Below are 19,870 nucleotides of genomic sequence, written 5' to 3'. Positions count from 1 at the left end.
GCCGGCGTTGCGAACCCCCAGGCCGGCCTTCAGCCGGCCCGCGCCGCCTTGCGCAGTTCGGCCGCCACCGCGCTCTTGACGCGCTCGGCCTCGGGGCTGCCGGGGCCGGAGTAATCCAGGCCCTGGACCACGAACACGGTCTGGTCGCCGGCGGTGATGCAGTACGCCACCAGCGCGCGACCATCCTGGCGCGGGCCGGCGACGTGGATCGCCAGGGTCTTCTGGTCCCGGTCGATGCGGGTGGTGTAACCGATCGCGGCGGCACCGCGCGCCACCGCTGCGCGACAGGCCTGCAGGTCCAGCCGGGAGGACGGGAAACGGTCCACGTCGTAACTCAGGCTGAAATCGTCGGCCGCCGCCGCCATCGACGGCAGCACGGCGGCGAGCGCAAGGGCAGCGATGGCCAGGCGGGGCGTCAAACGTGTCATGCGCATGCTCTCCTTCGAGGGAAAATTCTGCAGGGCGCGGCGAATGGAACGGGCCGTGGCGACGGGGGCGGCGCTCAGGTGCGCACGAATATCTCCACGCGGCGGTTGAGCTGGCGCCCGCCGGGGTTGTCCTGGCCGCTGATCTCGTTGGGCGCCACCGGCTGCGATTCGCCGTAGCCGCGCGCATCGGCGCCTTCGGCCGCGCCACGCTCGCGCAGGGCCGCGACCACGGCCGCGGCACGGCGCTCGGACAGCGTCTGGTTATAGGCGTCGCTGCCCTTGCTGTCGGTGTGGCCGCGGACCTCCATGCCCCGTGCCGGCGTCCGCGCCAGCGCCACGGCGAGGGTGTCGAGTACCCGCGACGCGTCGGGACGGATGTCGGACTTGTCGAAGTCGAACAGGACGCGGTCGTTGAGGGTGATCACATACCCGCAGGGCGCGCCGGGCGGCGCGAACTTCCTCAGCGGCGGGAAGCGCCCGGCCGGCGGCACCCTGGGCAGCGGCGGCATCCTCACCTCGCGTGCCGGCGGGCCGATGGTGCCGGTGCCGTCGCCGTTGTTGACCACCAGCCCGTGCGGGCCGTTCCAGGTACCCGAGCCGTCAGCCTCGATCCGGAGCAGGCCCAGCGGGCCGTTCCAGCTGCCGCTGCCGTCGCCGTTGTTGACCACCAGGCCGCTGTCGCCGTTCCACGTCCCGGCGCCCTTGCCGTCCAGGGTGATCAGCCCGGCCGGGCCGTTGTAACTGCCCGAGCCGTCGGCCTCCACCCGGATAATGGCCGTCTCGCCGTCCCCGTCGCCGCCGGCGCTGCCATTGATGGTGCCGCTGCCGTCGGCCTCCACCGTGACCAGCCCGCCCTCGAAGTTGGCGCTGCCGCTGCCGTCGGCGGCGATCCGGAAGATGCCCTCGTCGCCGTTGCGGACCAGGTTGCCCTGCGCGTCCACCTGGGCGAGGCCGCCGTCGGCGAGCAGTTCGCCGCCGGCATCGCAACGCGCGGGGCTCACGCTCACGCCCTCGACCGGATCGAGGATCGGCCGGATCGAGGCCTCCAGCGCGCGCTGGGCCGGGCCGACACCGAGGATCTCGGGCACGACGATGACCGGGATGGCGGGGAATTGCGGGATGCCGGCATCGGCGGGGTCGGCCGCGCCCGCACCGGCTTCGCCGCCCGCGTCGGCCACGCGCGGCGGGGGCGGAGGATCGGCAGGGGGATCGCCGGCATCGCCGCCGGGCGTCCTCGTGCACGCCCCCGCCGCCAGCACTGCAGTCACCAGCCAGAATCGCCACTGCCGCATTGCACCGCTCCTCGTCCGTGGATGGTGCCCGGATCATAAGGGCGGGCTGTGCGGCCCGGGTATCCCGTACCTGAACCGCGGCGCGCGATGCGGCCTGCGGCGAAGCGGGACCGACGACGCGCCTCAGCCGGTGTTCTGCACGCCCTGGGCCACGCCGTTGACGCTGGCCACCAGGGCCCGCAGCAGGGCGTCGTCCTCGCGGTCGCTGGCGCGCCAGCGCTTGAGCAGGTCGGCCTGGAGCACGCTGATCGGGTCCACGTAGGGGTTGCGCAGGCGGATCGACAGGGCCAGGCGCTGGTCGTGCTGCAGCAGCCACTCGTTGCCGTTCAGGCGCAGCACCCATTCCCGGGTCAGCGCGTGCTCGGCCTCGATCCGCGGGAAGAACGCGGCGTGCAGCTCCTCGCCGGCCAGCTGCGAGAACATCCCGGCGATGCCCATGTCGCCCTTGGCCAGGACCATGGAGATGTCGTCGAGGAAGGTCTTGAAGAACGGCCAGTCGCGGCCCATCTCGCGCAGCACCTCCTCGCCGTGCCGCGCGACCGCCGCCTGCAGGCCGCTGCCCACGCCGTACCAGCCCGGGATCACCGCCCGCGCCTGGCTCCAGGCGAACACCCAGGGGATCGCGCGCAGGTTGGACAGCGCCGCGTCCTGGCCGAGCCGGCGCGAGGGTCGCGAGCCCAGGGTCATGCGCTCGATCACGTCGATCGGGGTGGCACTGCGGAAGTAGTCCATGAACCGCGGCGCGCCGACGAAGCCGCGGTAGGCCTGGCTGCTGGCCTGGGCCACGGTGTCCATCACCTCGCGCCACTTGGCCTCGCGCGGTTCCGGTGCGCGCGGGCGGATGCTGGACACCAGCACCGCGCCGGTGGCCTGCTCCAGCGAGCGCACCGCCAGGGCGCGGATGCCGAACTTGCGGTGGATCGCCTCGCCCTGCTCGGTCACCCGCAGGCGGCCGTCGACGCTGCCGCGCGGCGAAGCATCGACCGCGCGGCTGGTCTTGCTGCCGCCGCGGCTGAGCGAGCCGCCGCGGCCGTGGAAGAAGGTCAGCTTGATGCCCAGTTCCTCGGCGGTCTGCATCAGCTCCACCTGGGCGCGCTGCAGGCCCCAGCGCGAGGCGGCGATGCCGCCGTCCTTGCCGCTGTCCGAATAGCCCAGCATCACCATCTGCACGTTGCCGCGCGCGGCCAGGTGGGCGCGGTAGACCGGGTCGGCGAGCAGGTCGCGCAGGGTGTCCGGGCCGTGGCGCAGGTCGTCCACGGTCTCGAACAGCGGGGCGATGTCCAGCGGCACGTGGCCGGCGCCGTCGACCAGGCCGCCACGGCGGGCCAGGGCCAGCACGGTGAGCACGTCGGCGCGGCTGCGCGCCATCGAGATGATGTAGACGCCGAGGGCGTCGGCGCCGTGCCGGCGGCGGGCGTCGCCGAGCGCGGCGAACACCGCGTCCAGGCGCTGGTTGCCGGGCTCGTCCACCACCGGCAGGGTCTTTTCGCCGCCGGCGTAGGCGCCGAGCACACCAGCCTGCTCGACCGCGTCGCGCGATTCCCACTGCGCGTCGCCCAGGGCGGCGGCCACCGCGCGGGCGTGCACGCTCGATTCCTGGCGCACGTCCAACCGCGCCAGGTGGAAGCCGAAGGTGCGCAGGCGCCAGACCAGCCGCCGCACCGAGAACCAGCCGGCGTGGATGCCGCGGTTGTGTTCCAGGCTCTGCCGGATCAGGTCGATGTCGCCGCCGAACTCCTCCGGCGAGTCGTAGCCCTCGGGCAGGTCCTCCAGGGTGGCCTGCAGGCGCGCGCGCATCAGCTCGATCAGCAGCCGGTAGGGCATGTCGGCGTGGCGCGGGCGGGCGGCCGCGGCCGCCGCCGGCAGCAGGGCGCGGTACTGCTCGACCCGGTCCACCACCGCCGGATCGACCGCGACCACGCCGGTGGACTGGGTCAGCAGGCCGGTGAGCCTCTGCAGCTCGCGCCGGTACTTGCCGAGGATGTTGCGGCGCTGGGCGTCGAGGGTGTTGCGGATGGTGGTGGCGTCGACATTCGGATTGCCGTCCATGTCGCCGCCGACCCAGGTGCCGAAGCGCAAGAGCCGCGGCAGTTCGGTGGCGATGCCGAAGGTCTCGCCGATCGCCTGCTCCAGGGTCTCGTAGAACACCGGCATGACCCGGTACAGCACCTCGGTCAGGTAGAAACCGACGTGCTCGCGCTCGTCCTCCACGCCCGGGCGCACCGGCGAGGAGTCGGCGGTCTGCCAGGCCGAGGTCAGGGCCATGCGGAAGCGGGCGATGTCGGCGGCGCGCTCACCCGGGGTGCGGCCGCCGTCGAGGTCGTCGACCAGGGCGGCGACCATGATCTGCTCCTTCTCCAGCAGGGCGCGGCGCACCGCCTCGGTCGGGTGGGCGGTGAACACCGGCTCGATGTCGATCCTCTCCAGCCACTGGCCGAGCTCGGCCGGCTCCACGCCCTTGTCCTTCAGCCGGCGCAGGGCGTCGTGCAGGCTCTCGGGCTGCGGCACCCCGGTGCCGGCGCGCTGGTAGTCGCGGCGGCGGCGGATGCGGTGCACGCGCTCGGCGATGTTGACCACCTGGAAGTAGGTGCTGAAGGCGCGCACCAGGGACTCGGCATGGGCCGGGGAGAGGCCGTCCAGCAGAGCCGACAGCGACTCCATGTCGCCGCCGTTCTGGCGCCGCGCGATCGCGGTGGTGCGCACCCGCTCCACTTCCTCGAGGAAGGCCGGCGAGACCTGCTCGACAAGCATGTCGCCGACCAGGGCGCCGAGTCGGCGCACGTCGTCGCGCAGGGGGAGGTCGGGAGCGGCGAATTCCAGATGGCGGGGCGCGTTCATCAAGCAGGACTACTCGGGTCGGACGGACGGGCGAACATGCGAGCTTAGCCGCGATTTGTGCGGCGCCGCAAAAGTTTCAGCCGTTATTGCCGCAGGTCGCGGCCGCGGACGCATCGGCGCGCCCGCGGCCCCGGCGCCGGGCCGCGGAGGTCAGTCCGCGGCGCCGCCCTGCGCCGCGCCGGCCTGGCGCACGTACTTCTGCAGCCAGTCGTCGCTCTCGGCCAGCATGTGCAGGATCGACTCGCGGGCGCGGTAGCCGTGCGACTCGTTCGGCAGCATCACCAGCCGCGCGGTCCCGCCCAGGCCCTTGACCGCGGCGAACAGGCGCTCGCTCTGGATCGGGAACGTGCCGGAGTTGTTGTCCTGCTCGCCGTGGATCAGCAGCAGGGGATCCTTGATCCGGTCGGCGTGGTTGAACGGCGACATCGCCTGGTAGACCGGCTGCGCCTGCCAGTAGTTGCGCTCCTCGGACTGGAAGCCGAACGGGGTCAGGCTGCGGTTGTAGGCGCCGCTGCGGGCGATGCCGGCCTTGAACAGGCGGGTGTGGGCCAGCAGGTTGGCGGTCATGAACGCGCCGTAGGAGTGGCCGCCCACCGCCACCCGCTCCGGATCGCCGACCCCGCGCCGGGCCAGTTCGTCGATCGCGGCCTGGGCGCTGGCGGTGAGCTGCTGGACGTAGGTGTCGTTCGGCTCGGCATCGCCCTCGCCGACGATCGGCATCGACGGGTCGTCGAGCACGGCGAAGCCGCGGGCCAGGAACGGCAACGGCCCCCAGTAGCTGACCCGGTTGAAGCGGTACGGCGAGTCGGTGACCTGGCTGGCCGCCTGCGCCGACTTGAACTCCTGCGGATAGGCCCACATCAGCACCGGCAACGGGCCGTCGCGCCTGGCGTCGTAGCCGGCCGGCAGGTACAGGGTGCCGGTCAGCTCCACGCCGTCGGCGCGCTTGTAGCGGATCTGCTCCTTGGCGATGTCGCGCAGCTGCGGGGTCGGGTGCGGGAACGCGGTCAGCGCGCGCAAGGGCTGCGCCGCGGCGGCGTCGCGCAGGTAGTAGTTGGTCGGCTCGGTCGGCGACTCGCGGGTGGTCAGCAGTCGGGTGCCGCTGTCGTCCAGCAGCGCCCGCGGGGCCTCGTAGTACGGCGCCTGCGAATGGAACAGGCGCTCGGCCTTGCCGCTGGCCAGGTCGTAGCGGTCGACGAACGGGCGGTCGCCCTCGGGCGAGGCGCCGTCGCCGAGCAGGAACAGGCTGCCGCCGTCGGCGCTGGTGAGCAGGCGCTGGCGGCCGGCGGCGTCGGCGACCGTGGCCGGCGTGCCGGGGTCGGCGTAGCGGTCCTCGTAGGAACGGTCGAACAGCAGCTGCGGCGCCTGCTGCGGCTGCTCCGGGCGCAGCCGCCAGGTCTTCAGCTGGCGGGTCTTCCACCAGAACTCGTCCAGCACCGCCAGGTCGCCGCGGCCCCAGGTGATGTCGGCCAGGCGCGAGCCCAGTTCGGCCAGCTTCACCGGCGCAGCGTCGAACGGCGCGGCCTGCATGAACACCGCATCGCGGATCTTAGCCTCACGCGCCGGGTCGCCGCCGTCCTGGGCCTCGGCCCAGGCCAGGGTGGCCGGCGCGTCGGCGCGCCACTGCACCTCGCGCACGCCGGTGGGCACCGCGTCGTTGCCGGTCGGCAGGCCCTCGACCAGCCGCAGCCGGGCGACGGTGTGGACGGGTTTGCCGCTGGCCGCGTCGAGCACCTCGATCGCGCGCGGGAAGTCGTACACCGGCACCAGGTAGGAGAACGGGCGCTCGACCTTCTGCGCCAGCACGTAGCGGCCGTCGGGCGAGGCCGAGCTGCCCAGGTACAGGGCCGGCGCGCCCAGTAGCGTGGCCTTGCCCTGCAGGTCGATCCGGGCCAACTGCGAGAGCAGGTAGTGCTCCAGGGTCCGGGCGTCGGCCTCGTTCTTCAACAGGTCCTGGTAGGTGCGGACCGAGCGCACGCCGGTGCCGGCCGTGGTCTGCTGGATCGCCGGGCCGGTGGGCACCGCATCGGCGGCCGGCAAGGGCCGCGCCTGCGCGCTCTGCAGCCGGACCAGCAGGCCGCGGCTGTCCGGCAGCCAGCCGTAGCCGCCGCCGGCGAGGGTGTTCAGGCCGGTGGCCAGGCGCCGGGCCTTGCCCGCGGCCACGTCCACCAGCCACAGCTCGTTGCCGCCGCTGGCGCGGTCGATCCGGTTGAAGGCCAGCCAGCGCTGGTCCGGCGACCAGGCCATGCCGGCCAGGCCCAGCGGCTGCGGCAGGCCGGCGATCCGGCGCTCGGCGCCGCTGGCCACGTCCATCAGCCACAGGTCCTGGCCGAACGAGAACTGGCTGGACGCGTGCACCCGCGGGTGGAAGCGCAGGCCGGCCAGCTTCAGCTCCGGCTGGGCGACCACGTCGATCCCGGGCAGGTCCGGGCTGCGCACCAGCGCGGCCAGGTCGCGGCGCGGCGACAGGCTGAGCGACGGCGCGCGCGGGGCGTCGACGATCGCCTGCAGTTCGGCCGCCGGGGTGCGGTAGCCGCCGTCCGCCGCCTGGGCCAGGACGGCGCCCGGCAGGACCAGGGCGGCCACGGCCAGCAGCACCGGCAGCAGCGCGCGCGGACGTGGCGATGCGAGGGGACGGGACGGGGCGCGGCGTTCTGCGGGCATGGGCGGGTTCCACGGAAAGTCGATCGCCCTGGATACCACGCCGCCGGCCTTGCACGCCCCTGACGGAAGTCCTGCCGGCCGCGCCCGCGGTCGCAGGTCCGCGCGGCGCGACGGCCCCTGGATTCAGCCGCCGCCGCGGCGGCCCGATATAATGCGCGCCGCCGCCGAGGGGCGCTGCGACCATGGAACAGGCGGCTCCGCCGCCGCCCGTACACCGATCCGGTGCGCGGGCCCGGACATGGCCAGGCTCGGCGCGCACTCCTGCGACAACGGCGCCCGGCGAACGCGAGAGTCCCTCTCGCACCTGACCGGAGCACGCGCAATGAACGCCGCAATCAAGACCTTCTCGACCGGGGGCGACTACAAGGTCGCCGACATCTCGCTGGCCGACTGGGGCCGCAAGGAACTGGACATCGCCGAGCACGAGATGCCCGGCCTGATGTCGATCCGCCGCAAGTACGCCGCCACCGCCCCGCTCAAGGGCGTGCGCGTGACCGGCTCCCTGCACATGACCATCCAGACCGCGGTGCTGATCGAGACCCTGAAGGACATCGGCGCCGACGTGCGCTGGGCCTCGTGCAACATCTTCTCCACCCAGGACCACGCCGCCGCGGCGATCGCCGCCACCGGTACCCCCGTGTTCGCCTGGAAGGGGGAGACCCTCGAGGAATACTGGGACTGCACCCTGGACGCGCTGACCTTCACCCTGGCCGACGGCACCCTGACCGGGCCGGAGCTGGTGGTGGACGACGGCGGCGACGTCACCCTGCTGATCCACAAGGGCTACGAGCTGGAGAACGGCAGCGACTGGGTGAACACCCCGTCGGGCAACCACGAGGAGCAGGTGATCAAGGACCTGCTCAAGCGCGTGGCCAAGGAGCGCCCGGGCTACTGGACCCGCGTGGTCGCTGACTGGAAGGGCGTGTCCGAGGAGACCACCACCGGCGTGCACCGCCTGTACCAGCTGGCCGAGGCCGGCACCCTGCTGGTCCCGGCGATCAACGTCAACGACTCGGTGACCAAGTCCAAGTTCGACAACCTGTACGGCTGCCGCGAGTCGCTGGCCGACGGCCTCAAGCGCGCCATGGACGTGATGCTGGCCGGCAAGGTCGCCGTGGTCTGCGGCTACGGCGACGTCGGCAAGGGCTCGGCGCACTCCCTGCGCGCCTACGGCGCCCGCGTGGTGGTGACCGAGATCGACCCGATCTGCGCCCTGCAGGCGGCGATGGAGGGCTTCGAGGTCGCCCCGGTCGAGGACACCCTCGGCCGCGCCGACATCTACGTCACCACCACCGGCAACAAGGACATCATCACCCTCGAGCACATGAAGGCGATGAAGGACCAGGCCATCGTCTGCAACATCGGCCACTTCGACAACGAGATCCAGGTCGACGCGCTGTACGCCTCCGGCGCGGTGAAGACCAACATCAAGCCGCAGGTGGACAAGTTCACCTTCGCCAATGGCAACTCGATCTTCCTGCTGGCCGAAGGCCGCCTGGTGAACCTGGGCTGCGCCACCGGGCATCCGAGCTTCGTGATGTCCAACAGCTTCTCCAACCAAACCCTGGCCCAGATCGACCTGTGGGCCAACAAGGACGCGTACGAGAAGACCGTCTACCGTCTGCCGAAGAAGCTGGACGAGGAAGTGGCGCGCCTGCACCTGGAGAAGATCGGGGTGAAGCTGACCAAGCTGACCCAGGCCCAGGCCGACTACCTCGGCGTGCCGGTGGAAGGCCCGTTCAAGCCGGAGCATTACCGCTACTGAACGCGATCGATCGCGGCAGGGGCAGAACCGGAACGGGCGCCGCGAGGCGCCCGTTCCGCTTGCGGCCTTCAGCGGCCGATGCTCCGCAGCAGCGCCACCACCACCTCGGCCTCGCGCGCGCGCTCGTCGGCATCGGCCTGCGCGACCACGTGCTCGGCCAGGTGCCCGGCCAGCACTTCCATCATCAGCCCGTGCATCGCGCCCTTGGCCGCGGCGATCTGGACCAGCACGTCGGTGCAGTTGGCCTCGCCCTGCAAGGCCTTTTCCAGCGCCGCGACCTGCCCGGCCACCCGGCGGACCCGGGCCAGCAGCTTTTTCCTGTCGCGGTGGACGTGCGCCATGGACCGGGAGCCTATACCCTTGGGGGGTATACGGTCCAGCCGGAATCCCGCCCGTGAACCTCGACGCCCTTGCCGCCGCCCGCCGCCACAGCCATGCCTTCGACGACGGCAACCCGGTGGCCGAACGCAGCACCCGTCGGGCGATGTGGCTGACCCTGGCGATGATGGTGGTGGAGATCGCCGGCGGCTGGTGGTTCAACTCGATGGCGGTGCTGGCCGATGGCTGGCACATGAGCTCGCACGCGCTGGCGCTGGGTCTGTCGGCGTTCGCCTATGCCTGCGCGCGGCGCTACGCCGGCGACGGCCGCTTCGCCTTCGGCACCTGGAAGATCGAGATCCTCGGCGGCTACACCAGCGCGATCCTGCTGCTGGGCGTGGCCGCGCTGATGGTGGTGCAGTCCGTGCAGAGGCTGCTGCAGCCCAGCCCGATCCACTACGAGCAGGCGATCGCCATCGCCACCGTCGGCCTGGCGGTGAACCTGCTCTGCGCCTGGTGGCTGCGCGACCAGCATGGGCACGGGCACGGCCACGGGCACGACCATCACCACGACCATGGCGGCGTGCACCATGGGCACGACCACGGGCATGCCCACGGCCACGACCTCAACCTGCGCTCGGCCTACCTGCACGTGGTGGCCGACGCGGCGACCTCGGTGCTGGCGATCCTGGCCCTGCTCGGCGGCATGTTCATGGGCGCGGCCTGGCTGGATCCGGTAATGGGCCTGGTCGGCGCGGCGCTGGTCTCGGTCTGGGCCTGGGGCCTGCTGCGCGATTCCGGGCGGATCCTGCTCGACGCGCAGATGGACGCGCCGGTGGTGGCCGAGATCCACGAGGCGATCGAACAGGGCGACGTCCCGGCCCGGATCAGCGACCTGCACGTCTGGCAGGTGGGCCGCGGCCGGTACGCGTGCATCGTCGGCGTGGTCACCGCCGCCGACGCCGATGCCGACCACTTCCGGCGTGCGATCGCCATCCACGAGGAGCTGGTCCACATCACCGTCGAGGTGAGCCGTGCGGCGCCGGTGGTGCCGGCCACGGCCGGCTGAAGGCGTCTCCCGCGCGCGGACTCAGCCGCCGCTGGCGGCCGCCATCGGCGCCAGGACCTCCGGCTCGCGGCCAGTCCGCGCCGCCGCCTCCACGGCCGGGGCCGGCACCTGCGCGGTCTTCATCGCGATCGACTGGATCGCCTCGGTCACCCCCGCGAGCGGCACCTTCTCCGACAGCCGCCGGAAGGTGTCGCGGCTGTCGTAGCCGGAGCCGTCCTTCAGGTACATGCCGTACATCGACAGCAGTTCCTCGCAGGCGGCCGCGAGCGAGCGCTGGCTGCCTCCGGCCAGGGCCTTGCCGATCCGGTCGAAGGTATGCAGGCAGTCGGCCAGCCACAGCAGGTCGTAGCGGGCCTTGTTCGGCTCCGGACCGTAGTGGCCGCGGGTGTAGGCACTGTAGTTCCTGACCGCCGTCGCCACCCGCGCCACGTGCTCGAACAGGGTGCCGACCTCGCCGGAGATGTCGAGGCTGTCGATCACGATCATCGGGATCGGCCGTTCCGGCGGCGCCTGCTCGCGGTCCTCGGCGGCCCGCTTCAGCTGCAGGTATTCCTGCTGCAGGGCCTCGAAGCTGGCCGCGGTGGCGGCCGCCTTCCGCTCCAGCCGCTGCACCGCCGCACGGTAGCGGGCGATGCGCTCCTGGGCCTCCGCATGCTCCTGGCGTTCGCGCCGCAGGTGGCGGCCCGAGACGAGCGCCAGCACGGTCATCAGGATGGCCCAGCCGCCCAGTGCGGCCATGACGATGATCGGGAAAGTGCCCATGCGCCTCGACTGCAGTGAAGGATCCGCGCCCCGCGGCCACCGCGTGATGCCGGCGACCGGACAGGGGAGCCAGGAATAGATCGGCAGCGCGGCCGGAATCCTGAGCCCCGATCGCGTCGGGCGAGATCCGGCGCCGTCAGGGCCGCCAGTTGGCGTTGCGCTCCCAGAACTCCACGCTGCGGCGGTAGGCCTCGCGGTCCAGCGGCACGCCCGAACCGCCCTCCTCCACCCCGAGCGCGTTGCGCATCATCGTCACCGGCGCCATCGGGATCTCCTCCGGCTCCAGGGTGTACAGGCAGCCGACCACGCCCCAGTCGGCCTCGATCGGGCTGCCCTCCTTCGCCAGCTGCGCGCGGCTGTACAGGATCACCACCAGGTATTCGGCCACCGGCGGCTGCACGCCCTCGAACCAGCGCACCAGTACCGGCAGCTCCTCGCGCGAGCGCGCCTCGTAGGCCGAGCGCAGCAGGTGGCGGTTGTCGGCGGTGACCGGCACGGTCAGGCAGCGGGTGGAGGTCCAGTTGCGGTGCACGTGCAGCTTGCAGAACGGGGCGTAGCCGTCCAGCACCGCCAGCGGCGGGTGCGCGTTGAGGTGCCGCTCGAACGCCTCCGGGCTGCAGTCCTGGATGGTGTTGGCGCGCGACTGGCGGGGGAACAGGCGGGTACGGGCGAACGGAGTGAGGACGATCGACATGCGCTGCAGGCTCGGCCATGGGGCGGCGAGTCTATCGCCTGCCGCCCCGGCGCATGGCCGCCGCGGCGCCTACAGGGCGTATTCGACCCGGTCGCGGCCGCCGAGCTTGGCCTTGTACAGCGCCGCGTCCGCATGCCGGTACAGGGCGTCGGCATCGGCATGCCGCGCCGGGTCGAAGCCGCCGCAGCCGATGCTCACGGTCACCGGCTCGCGCTGGCCGTCGAACGCCAGCCCCGAGCCGGCCAGGGCCGCGCGGAACGCCTCGGCCCGTGCGCCCGCGGCCGCGCCGTCCGAAGGCAGGATCACCCCGAACTCCTCACCGCCCAGGCGCGCGCACAGCTCGCCGCCCTCACCGGGGAAGAAGGCCTGCAGCCTTTGCGCGAAGGCCTGCAGGCAGGCGTCGCCGGCGAGGTGGCCGAAGCTGTCGTTGATCCGCTTGAAATGGTCGATGTCCAGGATCAACAGCGACAGCGGCGCGCCCTCCGCGCCGGCGCGATGGGCACGCTCCAGGCAGGCGGAGAACTCGCGCCTATTGGGCAGCCCGGTGAGGCCGTCGAGCCGGCTCTGGCGCTCGAACAGGTTGCGCTGGTGGCGCAGTTCCTCCTCCAGCTCGATCCGGGTGCGGTACTCGCGGTGGCTGCGGCGCATCACCAACAGCATGTACACCGTGTAGATCAGCCACATCGCACCGACGCCGGCCGACACGTTGCGCCACAGCACCGCCTGGGTCGGCAGCATCACCAGCAGGATGGTCAGCATCGACGGCACGGTGCGCATGCACATGGTGTGCGCCAGGGCCATGCCGAACGCGCCGGAGAACAGCAAAGCGATCAGCGGCGCGGGATCCGGCAGGGCCGCCTGCGCCCAGGCGCTGAACGCGCCCCACACCAGGGTATTGGCCAGCACCACCGCCCAGATCGCGCGCAGGTAGCGCAAGGCGCCGCGCTCGTCCGGCTGCGCCGCCAGCGGCACCAGCACCCGCAGGCAGGCCAGCGCGAACAGGACCGCCACCGTCGCCAGCGCCGCGACCCGGTATACCGGCTCCAGGCCGGTGACGGCGAAGGCCAGCGCCGCTGCCACCGCGTAGAACCAGCCGCCCAGGCGCGCCCTTTGCCGGGGCGCACCGCCACGACGCATATCTTCACTTTCATCGCGATAAAGAGATATTATCCCGGCCGACCCGCCGAGCCCGCCCGCGATGACCCACATCAGCTTCGAGTTCTACCCGCCCAAGACCGACGAGCAGCGCGCCCAGCTGGACCGGGCCGCGACGAAACTGGCCGCGCACGCGCCCGAGTACGTCTCCTGCACCTTCGGCGCCGGCGGTTCGACCCTGAGCTACACCTCCGAGACCGTGCGCCACCTGCACCAGCAGCACGGCTTCGAGGCGGCCCCGCACCTGTCCTGCGTCGGCGGCACCCGGGAGGAGATCCGCGAGCTGCTGAAGCTGTACCGGGCGATCGGCTGCCGCCGGATCGTCGCCCTGCGCGGCGACCTGCCCTCGGGCATGGGCCATCCCGGCGACCTGCGCTACGCCGCCGAGCTGGTCGAGTTGATCCGGGCCGAGCACGGCGACCATTTCCGGATCGAGGTCGCCGCCTATCCGGAGACCCATCCGCAGGCCGAGGACGCGCTGGCCGACCTGCGCCACTTCAAGGCCAAGGTCGAGGCCGGCGCCGACGCCGCCATCACCCAGTACTTCTACAACGCCGACGCCTATTTCCGCTTCGTCGACGACGCCCGCCGGCTGGGCGTGGACATCCCGGTGATCCCCGGGATCATGCCGATCTCCAACTACTCCCAGCTGCGGCGCTTCTCCGAGGCCTGCGGCGCCGAGATCCCGCGCTGGATGGGCCGCCGCCTGCAGGCCTTCGGCGACGATGCCGCCGCGGTACGCGAGTTCGGCGCCGACGCGGTCGCCGCCCTGTGCCGGCGCCTGCTCGAGGGCGGCGCCCCGGCCCTGCACTTCTACACCCTCAATCTGGCCAAGCCGACCGAAGCGGTCCTGCAGCGCCTGGCCTGAGCCGGAGGCGGCAGGCGATGCGGCGCGATGCGACCGCGTTCGCTTTCCGTGCACGGCGAGCGCCACTAGGCTGTCGACCATGCGCCGCCTGCCCGCCCTGCCCGCCCTGCTGATCGCCGCCACGGCGGCGCTGGCCGTGCCTCCGCGGCCGCTGCACGCGGCCGCGCCCGTGCAGCGCTGCGTCGATCCCGACGGCCGCGCCATCTACACCGACCGCCGCTGCGACGCCCTCGGCGCGGTCGCGCGCCTGCCGCCGCCCGCCAGCAACGGGAACACCCTCGACGGCGGCCCGCGCCTGTACCGCGGCGGCTGCCCGCGCACCCTCAGCGCCCTGGTCGGCGAGATCGGCGCGGCGGTGCAGTCCGGCGACGTGAACCGGCTGTCCAGCGTCTACGACTGGACCGGCACTTCCGACGCGGGCGCGCGCCGGATCCTGGACCGGCTCGAGGCGGTGGGGGCCAGGCCCCTGCTCGACATCGCCCCGGTGATGCCCACCGAGCCGGCGGATGCCGGGATGGTCGCCGCGCCGGACATCCTGGCTGCGGGCGCGGTCGACCTGGGGACGGCCGAAGCCACGCCGCCGCCCGCATCCTGGCAGTCGCGCTGGATCACTTCCGCTTCGACCGCGGATGCGCCTACGGAGGCACCGCTGGCCGGCACCAGCGTTGCATCCGCACCCAGACCCCCACGCACACGCCCGGTCGCCCTGCGCCTGGAGCAGACCCTGGCGGGCACGGCGACCCCGGCGCGCACCGTGTTCGGCCTGCGCCGCAGTTTCGGCTGCTTCTGGATCTCACTGTAGGCCGCCCCGGCTCAGGTCCACAGCCTGCGGACCGGGGCCATCGGGAACCTGCACTCGCTGATCGGGTATTCGGAGACGATCGCGTACAGCGGATCCTGCGGATCGCGCGGGGACGGCATCGTCCGCGGCGAACCGTCCATAGCCACCACCGAGCGGAGCTCCGGGAGGCTGGCGTTGTCGGTGCGCGCGGTGACCACGGCTATCTCGCCGTTGGCGAGGCGCACGAAACTGCCCGGCGGGAACATGCCGATCGACTTGACCAGCAGGGCCGCCAGCTCGGCATCCACCAGGCGGCCGCGCTCGAGGAAGATCGTGCGCATGGCCTCGCGCGCGTTCAGCGCACCGCGGTAGGCGCGCGGCCGGATCATCGCCGAATAGATGTCGGCCACGGCCAGGATCCGCGCGGGCCGGCCGATGCCGTCGCCGGACAGCCCGCGCGGGTAACCGCTGCCGTCGATCCGCTCGTGGTGGCCGAGGATCGCCTCCAGCCAGGCCTCGTCGGCGACGCCCGCGCGCCGCAGCAGGTCCGCGCCCAGCCGCGGATGCTCGCGCAGGCGCGCCCGCTGGGCGGGGCTCAGGGCGCCGGGATGGGCCGACAGATCCTCGCGCATGGCGTGCATGCCCAGGTCGTAGCTCAGTGCCGCGGCCCGGATCGTGCGGCGCTCGGCCGGTTCCAGCTGCAGCCGCTCGGCGACCAGCTCGCACAGCACGCGCACGTGCGCCATCCGCGCCGCCGGCGTGTCGTCGGCGCAGCGAGCTGGAAAGCCGCCAGGACGGTGTCCGGGGCCGCCTGGAGCTGGTCGGCCAGACGCTCGGCCAGGGCGTGGAACGCCGCGGCCAGCGAGGGCGAGCTCCCGGTGGCCGCGATCTCGTGCAGCCCGCCCAGTTCGCCGCACAGCGCATCGATCCGGTCGAACGGCGTCGCCACCGGCGCCGCTGCCTGGGCGGCGTCCGCCATCTCGTCGGCGTCGCGCCAGCCGCGCTCCAGCAGCCGCTCGAGGATTCCCTCGCTCGCCACCAGCATGCCCCGCGACAGCAGCTTGTTGCCGTGGGGATCGTAGATGTCGAAGCGGGCGCGCTTTCCCACCCGTACTTCGGAACGACGCAACGGAACCAGGCTCATCCCCCCCCCCCCGGCGGATGGTTTCCCGTTGTCGTTATCGGCGGGCGCGCCGCGGATCTTTAGGCGCGGCCGCTTCGCGCCCGTGGCGATGGCGGCCGCGGCGGACGCTACGCCTCCGCGATGGGGCGCGCACCGGCAAACGACAGCGTCGCCACCACCCCGCTCTGCCCATCCTGGCGCGGGTGCACGCTCACGTCCCAGCCGTACAGGTCGCACAGCCGACCCACGATCGACAGGCCGATGCCGGCGCCCTGCGAGTGCCCGGCATGGGTGCCCCGGTAGCCGCGCTGGAACAGCCGCGCCGCGTCCTCTTCGCTCAGCCCGGGCCCCGTATCGACCACCTGCGCCGCGCCCGGCACCAGCCGCACCACCACTTCGCCGGCCGGGGTGTACTTGACCGCGTTGCCGACCAGATTGCCCAGGGCGACCGAGAGCGCCGCTTCCGGCGCATCGATCACCATTCCCGGGCCGCCTTCCAGGCGCAGTTCCAGCGGCTTGCCGCCGAGCTGGGCGCGGTGCGAGTCGAGCAGTTGCTCGGCGACCTTGGCCACGTCGCTCTGGCCCTGGCCGCGCTCGTTGCGCGACAGCAGCAGCAGGGAGCCGATCAGGTCGCTGCACTGCTGCTCGGCGCGCTGGATCCGCTGCAGGCGCGCGCGGGTGCGCTCGTCCAGGTCCGGGCGCGAGAGCAGCAGCTCGACCGCGCCCTTGATCACCGCCAGCGGCGTGCGCAGCTCGTGGCTGACGTCGGCGTTGAACTCGCGGTCGCGCTGGACCACCTCGGTCAGCCGGGTGGAATAGTCGTCCAGGGCCTCGGCCAGCTGGCCGACCTCGTCCTCGGGGAAATGACTGGCCAGCTTCTTCGGCTGGCTGCTGCCACGGTAGGCACGCAGGCGCGCCGCCAGCTCGGTCACCGGCCGCATCACCCGCGAGGCCGACCACCAGCCGATCAGCAGGGAAAGCGCGCTGAACAGCAGGATCGAGGCGAACAGGGCGCGCTTGAGCTGGGCCTCGCCGCGCGCGGCCTGGCTCATGTCGTAGGCCAGGAAGAACCAGGTGTCGGGGGTCTTGCGCACCGCCAGCTTGTACGGGAACGGCTCGCCGTCCGGACCGATGTCGGTGATGGTGTGGTTGCCGTTGGGCAGCTGCGCCCACTCCGGGTATTCCTGCCGCACCCGGTCGAAGCGCTCGGCCGGGAACACGAACGCGCGGATCTGCTGCACCGGCAGGTCCGGGCTGCGCGACGGGTCCAGGGCATAGCGCCGCGCGTACTCGTCGATGTTGCGGTTCATCACGTCCTCGACCAGCTGGTTCTCCACGCGCTGGCGCGCGTAGTCGGTCAGGAACGCGAACAGCGCCGTCAGGCCGGTGCCCAGCAGAAGGAACGAGAGGATGATGCGGGTGCGCAGCCGGCGGCGGAAACGCCGCGGGCGGCGCGGGGCCGGCGCGACGCCGTCGGTTGCCGCGCCGTCAGTTGCCAACTTCGGGTGCCGCGATCCGGTAGCCGATGCCATGGCGGGTCTGGATGTAGGGCACCGGGAACGGCTTGTCGACCACCGCGCGCAGGCCGTGGATGTGCACGCGCAGCGAGTCCGAGTCCGGCAGCTCCTCGCCCCACACCCGGGTCTCCAGCTCCTGCCGGGTGACCACCGCCGGCGAGGCCTCCATCAGCGCCTGCAGGATCTTCAGCGCGGTCGGGTTGAGCTGCAGCAGCCGGCCCTCGCGGCGGACCTCGAGGGTATCCAGGTTGTATTCCAGGTCGCCGGTGTTGAGCACCCGGGTCTGCACGCCCTTGCCGCGGCGGGCCAGGGCGTTCAGCCGGACCTCGACTTCCTGCAGCGCGAACGGCTTGATCAGGTAGTCGTCGGCGCCGGAGTCGAAGCCGGCCAGCTTGTTCTCCAGGCTGTCGCGGGCGGTGAGCATCAGCACCGGGGTCTGCTTGCGCGCCTCGTTGCGCAGCTTGCGGCAGACCTCGATGCCGTCCATCCCCGGCAGGTTGAGGTCGAGCACGATCGCGTCGAAGTCGTGGACCACGGCCAGGTGCAGGCCGGTCACGCCGTCGGCGGCGAAGTCGACGGTGTGGCCGCGGTCCTCGAGGTAGTCCCCGAGGTTGGCGGCGATGTCGCTGTTGTCTTCGATGACGAGGATGCGCACGTTCTCTCCGGATCTGCGGCGGGGGACGGTCAATTGCTCTCGATCTTGGTCCCGTGCCGGCCCATCTCGAACATCTCCTGCTGCGAGGCCTCGCGCGCGCGGCGGCGTTCGGCCACGGTCGCGCACTTGCTGACCGAGCGCAGGGAGCCGATCTGCTTCTCGCGGGTGCAGACCAGGCGGCTGTCCTCGCGGGCCTGGCCGAGCAGGACGTTGACCTTCTCCTGCTCGTTGATCAGTTCGATCCGGGCGTGCTCGGGAAGTTCCTCGACCCGCTGGCGGTCGCCGAGCAGACCGGAGATGCGCTCCAGCGACTCGCGCACGTTGCGGCGGTTGTCGACGCTGATCTCGGCGTAGGTCTTGCCGTCGTCCAGGGCCTTGAGGATGGCGCTGCGCTGGGCCTGGAACCCGGCGCCGACGTGCAGGCCCTGCTCGGGGGAGAACGACCCGCCGTCGTGCTGGATCCGGGCATCGGCCCCGAACGCGCTCAGGCCCAGGCCGAGCAGGATGGCGATTGGCAGCTTGTACACGTCGCACCTCAGGATTGTTGGAATGGGGCGCCCCGGCCACGGCGTGTGGCGGCACCTGCTCCGGATAATGCCCAATGCCCGTGTGACGGGGCAAACAACGGCGGCGGCCCGGTGCCGCAGGCACAAAAAGGCCCAAGCGGCGACGCCGCCTGGGCCGAAGTGATGCCCCGATTACCGTATCTCTTTCGCTGCATCCGGCGGCATGGCCCGCCGGCTGACGAGGGAGTTGCGGTCGGGGGAGACTAAGCCGGTTTCGATTAAACGGGTGTTAAAAACCGCCCCCGCCGATCGGTCCAGGGAACCCGTATTCAGGCATAACCGCTTGATTTTTCAGGAAACCCGGGTGGCGATGTGCTCGATCACCGCTCCGGCCACGTCCGCCTGGCAGGCCGCTTCGATCCCTTCCAGGCCCGGGGTCGAGTTGACCTCCAGCACCAAAGGGCCGCGCGTCGAGCGCACCAGGTCCACGCCGGCCACTTCCAGCCCCAGCGCTCGCGCCGAACGCACCGCCACCGCCTGCTCCTCGGCCGAGGCCTGCGCCGGGAAGGCCTCGCCGCCGCGGTGCAGGTTGGAGCGGAACTCGCCCTCCGGCGCCTGCCGCCGCATCGCCGCTACCACCCGCTCGCCGACCACGAAGCAGCGCAGGTCGGCGCCGGCGGCCTCTGCCACGAACTCCTGGACCAGGAAGTTGGCGTACAGCCCGCGCAGGGTCTCGACCACCGCGCGCGAGGCCGAGGCCTTCTCGGTCAGCATCACCCCCGCGCCCTGGGTGCCCTCGTTGAGCTTGATCACGTGCGGCGGCGGGCCGAGCAGGGACAAAAGGTCGTCGGTGTCGTCCGGGTTGTCGCCGAACACCGTGGTCGGCAGGCCAATGCCCTGCGCGGCCAGCAGCTGGTGCGCGCGCAGCTTGTCGCGCGCGCGCAGGATCGCATCGGACGGATTGGGGCTGTACACCCCCATCAGCTCGAACTGGCGCAGGACCGCGGTGGCGTAGCGGGTGACCGAGGTGCCGATCCGCGGGATCACCGCGTCGTAGCCGGCCACCGGCCGGCCCTTGTAGCGCATGGCGAAACCGCCGGGCGCGATCCGCAGGTAGCAGCGCAGGGGATCGAGCACCCGCACGCTGTGGCCGCGCACGCGCGCCGCCTCGACCAGGCGCCGGGTCGAATACAGCGAACCGTTGCGGGAAAGGATCGCCAGCTTCATCGGCATCGGCCTGGGCGCACGCCCCGGAAAGCAAAACGCCGCGGATCGCGCGGCGTTTTGCGGTGTCTGGAGCGGGTGATGGGAATCGAACCCACGTTAGCAGCTTGGGAAGCTGCAGTTCTACCATTGAACTACACCCGCGTGGGAGCGGAAGTCTATGCGGCCGCGGGCCGGCGGCGCAATGGCATCGGCGATTGTCCGGCCATCG

The 19,870-nt window shown here is 72.1% G+C and carries 18 protein-coding genes and 1 tRNA gene; 4 read left to right on the top strand and 15 right to left on the bottom strand.

Features of this window, described 5'->3' with window-relative positions; translation table 11 throughout:
* Window positions 1-29: 29 nt before the first annotated feature.
* From CSC62_RS04115 to CSC62_RS04100, 4 genes are all read right to left on the bottom strand, one after another.
* Window positions 30-428, bottom strand: a complete 399-nt coding sequence (locus tag CSC62_RS04115) for a DUF6180 family protein (RefSeq protein ID WP_162404900.1) — start codon at window positions 426-428, stop codon at window positions 30-32.
* 74 nt (window positions 429-502) lie between these two features.
* Window positions 503-1,720 carry an OmpA family protein gene (locus CSC62_RS04110; RefSeq protein WP_162404899.1) on the bottom strand — a complete coding sequence of 406 codons (1,218 nt, stop codon included), beginning with the start codon at window positions 1,718-1,720 and terminating at the stop codon, window positions 503-505.
* A gap of 123 nt (window positions 1,721-1,843) precedes the next feature.
* On the bottom strand, window positions 1,844-4,558 hold the full coding sequence (ppc, locus tag CSC62_RS04105) for a phosphoenolpyruvate carboxylase (RefSeq protein WP_162404898.1): 2,715 nt from the start codon (window positions 4,556-4,558) through the stop codon (window positions 1,844-1,846).
* A gap of 150 nt (window positions 4,559-4,708) precedes the next feature.
* Complete coding sequence (locus tag CSC62_RS04100) at window positions 4,709-7,222, bottom strand: S9 family peptidase (RefSeq protein WP_162404897.1); 2,514 nt, start codon at window positions 7,220-7,222, stop codon at window positions 4,709-4,711.
* 322 nt (window positions 7,223-7,544) lie between these two features.
* Here CSC62_RS04100 and ahcY point away from each other — a divergent pair, with 322 nt between their 5' ends.
* Complete coding sequence (ahcY, locus tag CSC62_RS04095) at window positions 7,545-8,987, top strand: adenosylhomocysteinase (protein ID WP_162404896.1); 1,443 nt, start codon at window positions 7,545-7,547, stop codon at window positions 8,985-8,987.
* A 68-nt stretch (window positions 8,988-9,055) separates the two neighbouring features.
* Here the strand turns inward: ahcY and CSC62_RS04090 are convergent, their stop codons facing one another.
* Window positions 9,056-9,328 carry a metal/formaldehyde-sensitive transcriptional repressor gene (locus CSC62_RS04090; RefSeq protein ID WP_162404895.1) on the bottom strand — a complete coding sequence of 91 codons (273 nt, stop codon included), beginning with the start codon at window positions 9,326-9,328 and terminating at the stop codon, window positions 9,056-9,058.
* A 53-nt stretch (window positions 9,329-9,381) separates the two neighbouring features.
* Here CSC62_RS04090 and dmeF point away from each other — a divergent pair, with 53 nt between their 5' ends.
* A complete protein-coding gene (gene dmeF, locus CSC62_RS04085; protein WP_162404894.1) occupies window positions 9,382-10,374 on the top strand; it encodes a CDF family Co(II)/Ni(II) efflux transporter DmeF in 993 nt (330 codons plus the stop codon).
* Window positions 10,375-10,395: 21 nt separating this feature from the next.
* Here the strand turns inward: dmeF and CSC62_RS04080 are convergent, their stop codons facing one another.
* From CSC62_RS04080 to CSC62_RS04070, 3 genes are all read right to left on the bottom strand, one after another.
* Window positions 10,396-11,136 (bottom strand): hypothetical protein, encoded by a 741-nt coding sequence (locus tag CSC62_RS04080; RefSeq protein ID WP_211368925.1) that lies wholly within the window; start codon window positions 11,134-11,136, stop codon window positions 10,396-10,398.
* 136 nt (window positions 11,137-11,272) lie between these two features.
* Window positions 11,273-11,830: a DUF3228 family protein gene (locus tag CSC62_RS04075; protein ID WP_162404893.1), complete on the bottom strand. Its 558-nt coding sequence runs from the start codon at window positions 11,828-11,830 to the stop codon at window positions 11,273-11,275.
* Window positions 11,831-11,899: 69 nt separating this feature from the next.
* Window positions 11,900-12,967: a GGDEF domain-containing protein gene (locus tag CSC62_RS04070; RefSeq protein ID WP_162404892.1), complete on the bottom strand. Its 1,068-nt coding sequence runs from the start codon at window positions 12,965-12,967 to the stop codon at window positions 11,900-11,902.
* A gap of 61 nt (window positions 12,968-13,028) precedes the next feature.
* Between CSC62_RS04070 and metF the strand changes: the two genes are divergently transcribed.
* Both metF and CSC62_RS04060 read left to right on the top strand, forming a co-directional pair.
* Window positions 13,029-13,853: a methylenetetrahydrofolate reductase [NAD(P)H] gene (gene metF / locus CSC62_RS04065; RefSeq protein ID WP_162404891.1), complete on the top strand. Its 825-nt coding sequence runs from the start codon at window positions 13,029-13,031 to the stop codon at window positions 13,851-13,853.
* 79 nt (window positions 13,854-13,932) lie between these two features.
* Complete coding sequence (locus CSC62_RS04060; RefSeq protein WP_246194172.1) at window positions 13,933-14,655, top strand: hypothetical protein; 723 nt, start codon at window positions 13,933-13,935, stop codon at window positions 14,653-14,655.
* 11 nt (window positions 14,656-14,666) lie between these two features.
* Here CSC62_RS04060 and CSC62_RS04055 read toward each other — a convergent pair whose 3' ends face one another.
* The 7 genes from CSC62_RS04055 to CSC62_RS04025 form a co-directional block, all read right to left on the bottom strand.
* Window positions 14,667-15,380 (bottom strand): HD-GYP domain-containing protein, encoded by a 714-nt coding sequence (locus tag CSC62_RS04055; RefSeq protein ID WP_162404890.1) that lies wholly within the window; start codon window positions 15,378-15,380, stop codon window positions 14,667-14,669.
* Window positions 15,290-15,778 carry a hypothetical protein gene (locus tag CSC62_RS04050; protein WP_162404889.1) on the bottom strand — a complete coding sequence of 163 codons (489 nt, stop codon included), beginning with the start codon at window positions 15,776-15,778 and terminating at the stop codon, window positions 15,290-15,292. The genes CSC62_RS04055 and CSC62_RS04050 overlap by 91 nt, the downstream gene beginning before the upstream one ends.
* Before the next feature lie 107 nt (window positions 15,779-15,885).
* Window positions 15,886-17,289 (bottom strand): sensor histidine kinase, encoded by a 1,404-nt coding sequence (locus CSC62_RS04045; protein WP_162404888.1) that lies wholly within the window; start codon window positions 17,287-17,289, stop codon window positions 15,886-15,888.
* Window positions 17,246-17,929, bottom strand: coding sequence for a response regulator transcription factor (locus tag CSC62_RS04040; protein WP_162404887.1), 684 nt, complete (start codon window positions 17,927-17,929; stop codon window positions 17,246-17,248). Before CSC62_RS04040 ends, CSC62_RS04045 begins: the two co-directional genes overlap by 44 nt.
* Before the next feature lie 29 nt (window positions 17,930-17,958).
* Window positions 17,959-18,456, bottom strand: coding sequence for a hypothetical protein (locus CSC62_RS04035; RefSeq protein WP_162404886.1), 498 nt, complete (start codon window positions 18,454-18,456; stop codon window positions 17,959-17,961).
* Window positions 18,457-18,786: 330 nt separating this feature from the next.
* Window positions 18,787-19,662 carry a 30S ribosomal protein S6--L-glutamate ligase gene (gene rimK, locus CSC62_RS04030; RefSeq protein WP_162404885.1) on the bottom strand — a complete coding sequence of 292 codons (876 nt, stop codon included), beginning with the start codon at window positions 19,660-19,662 and terminating at the stop codon, window positions 18,787-18,789.
* A 67-nt stretch (window positions 19,663-19,729) separates the two neighbouring features.
* A tRNA-Gly gene (locus CSC62_RS04025) sits at window positions 19,730-19,803 on the bottom strand.
* Window positions 19,804-19,870: the final 67 nt, after the last annotated feature.

This window comes from Pseudoxanthomonas jiangsuensis (assembly GCF_010093185.1).
Lineage (GTDB): Bacteria > Pseudomonadota > Gammaproteobacteria > Xanthomonadales > Xanthomonadaceae > Pseudoxanthomonas > Pseudoxanthomonas jiangsuensis.
The sequence above is the reverse complement of the archived record's forward strand: the minus strand, read 5'-3'. Positions and strand labels throughout refer to the sequence as shown.